The following is a 2,501-nucleotide window of genomic DNA, read 5'->3' on the forward strand; positions in this document are numbered from 1 at the left end:
GCCGACCAGATCATCGGCAGCCACCAGACGGTGATCAAGTCCCTGTCGAAGCTGCATGCGGACGTCACGATGTTCTCGGGCGCCACCATCCTGGGCGACGGCAGCGCCGCCCTCATCCTCGACGTCCCGCAACTCGTAACGGCCGCGCAGGCGATGGCGGCGTCCCACCCCTCGACGGAGGCCGCGTGATGAGCGCCGAGACCGACGACACCCTTTGCCAGGTCCTCATGGTCGGGATCGCCGACGAGATCTTCGCGATCGACGCCGCGATGGTGCGGGAGATCATCGATCCGATCCCGCCGACCCGCGTCGCGGGCGCCCGGCCGCATCTCGGCTCCGTGGTCAACGTGCGCGGCAACGTCATCCCGCTGGCGGATCTGCGCATCCGCTTCGGCATGCCGGGGCGCGAGGCGACGTCCGACACCCGTATCGTGGTGATCGAAGTGCCGATCGGCGGGGACGCGGTCTCCGTCGGAATCATGGCGGACAAGGTTCACGAGGTGACGGAGATCTCCAGCGCCGCGGCGCAGCAGATCCCGCGCGTCGGAATGGCGCTGAAGCCGGAATACATCCGGTCCATCGTCAAGTGGAAGCATGGATTCGTCATCGTTCCTGAGATGGAACGAATCTTAAGTTAAACCCGAAGTGCCTGTAGAGTAGGAGCGTGCCATGCGAATGACGATCAAGACCAAGTTGGCGGGAGCCTTCGGGCTCGTTCTCGCTCTGTCGGCGGTGGCCGGCGGCGTGAGCTACATGAAGCTGTCGGAACTCGCCGACACGCAGCAGGATCTCGCCCGGCGCGGCAACCGAATCAGTCTGACCTCCGATGTGCAGAACGTGCTCGGCGCGACGGCCCGCACGGAAAAGAACATCATCATGGAGAGCGATCCGAAGAAGATGGACGTCTTCTTCGATGAACTCAGCCAGCGCCGGGCGTCCCTTCTCAAGCTGAAGACCGATCTCGAGGCAGGAGCCGGGGCCGACGCCCGCCAGATGCTCGATGCCGCAGCCGTACTGCTCGACCGATACAATCGCATCCAAGACGAAACCATGAAAAACGCGCGGCTCAACTCCAACGCACGCGCGCTGCAGCTCTGGCAGAGCGAGACCAGCATGATCCTGCCGCGGGTGAACGCGGCCAAGGATGCGCTGACAGCCGAACTCACCCGGCCGGACGCGACGATCGAGCAGGTCAGGGCGGCCCTCCTGATCAATCGGTCCCAGGAGAGTTGGCTCCGCGCGACGCGCTTGCTGGTCACGACATTCAGCGCCGGCTCTCTGGCCGAGTTGGACGAAGGCCAGAAGACCTTCCAGCAGATGATGTCGACGCTGTCGGCCGAGATCGGCAGGGCGCGGACGGCCGTCGCCGCCGCCGGCGCCTCGCCGGCAGACCTGGTCGCGGCCTACGAGTCCGCCACCGCGTCGGTCCAGCGGGTCGCCGCCATCGCGGTGGAGGGCGGTAACCTCAAGGCGATGGACCTCACGATGGGCGAAGGCCGCAAGGCGCTCGTGGAGACCATCAAGGCCTACGACGACTACGCGGCCCTGGTCGCGCGCCAGATGCACGAGGCCGCGAAGGCGGGCGGCGCGGCCTCCGATGCGGCCAAGCTTCTTCTCATGCTCGTTCTCTCGGCCTCCATGATCTTCGGCATCGCGGCCGCGACCTGGATCGCCCTCGCGATCAGCCGCGGTCTCGCCAAGGCCGTCGGTCTTGCCAACGCCGTGGCCGTCGGCGACCTGAGCCAGACGATCGTGGTGACGTCGAAGGACGAGATCGGCGACCTCGTGACGTCGCTCAACGTCATGACCGCGAACCTCAACGCGACGGCGGCGGTCGCCGACGAGATCGCGTCCGGCAACCTGACGGTCGAGGCCAAGCCCCTGTCCGGCAAGGACACGCTCGGCATCGCGCTGGAGAAGATGCTGCTCAAGCTGCGGGCCGTCGTGTCCGAGGCGACGGCGGCCGCCGGCAACGTGTCGGCCGGCTCCCAGGAACTGTCGGCCTCGGCCGAGCAGCTCTCGCAGGGCTCGACGGAGCAGGCCTCGTCCACCGAGGAAGCCTCGTCCTCGATGGAGGAGATGGCCGCCAACGTGAAGCAGAACGCCGAGAACGCCAGCCAGACCGAGAAGATCGCCCGCCAGTCGGCCAAGGACGCGGAAGCCAGCGGCGCGGCGGTGGGCCGTGCGGTGGAGGCGATGCAGACGATCGCCCAGAAGATCACCATCGTGCAGGAGATCGCCCGGCAGACCGACCTCCTGGCGCTCAACGCGGCGGTGGAGGCGGCCAGAGCGGGGGAGCACGGCCGCGGCTTCGCGGTGGTGGCCTCGGAGGTGCGCAAACTCGCCGAGCGTAGCCAGGCGGCGGCGGCCGAGATCGGCACGCTCTCGTCCGACACGGTGAAGGCGGCGCGCGAGGCCGGCGACATGCTCGGCAAGCTCGTCCCCGACATCAAGAAGACGGCCGAACTGGTGGAGGAGATCACCGCGGCCTGCCGCGAGCA

General features: G+C 67.5%; 3 protein-coding genes. All 3 read left to right on the top strand.

Annotation, left to right across the window (positions count from 1 at the left end):
* Positions 1–189: chemotaxis protein CheW (locus tag ACFE86_RS22445; RefSeq protein ID WP_375457516.1), on the top strand; the 189-nt coding region annotated here is incomplete at its 5' end.
* Entirely contained in the window at positions 189–638 is a 450-nt protein-coding gene (locus tag ACFE86_RS22450) for a chemotaxis protein CheW (protein WP_375457517.1), read from the top strand. The genes ACFE86_RS22445 and ACFE86_RS22450, both read left to right, overlap by 1 nt.
* 31 nt (positions 639–669) lie before the next feature.
* Positions 670–2,501: methyl-accepting chemotaxis protein (locus tag ACFE86_RS22455; protein WP_375457518.1), on the top strand; the 1,832-nt coding region annotated here is incomplete at its 3' end.

This window comes from uncultured Methylobacterium sp. (genome assembly GCF_964244095.1).
Classification (GTDB): domain Bacteria; phylum Pseudomonadota; class Alphaproteobacteria; order Rhizobiales; family Beijerinckiaceae; genus Methylobacterium.

Excerpts from the sequence above, each read along its gene's own strand:
- ACFE86_RS22450 (WP_375457517.1), top strand. The coding sequence starts at position 189 with ATGAGCGCCGAGACCGACGACACCCTTTGCCAGGTCCTCATGGTCGGG.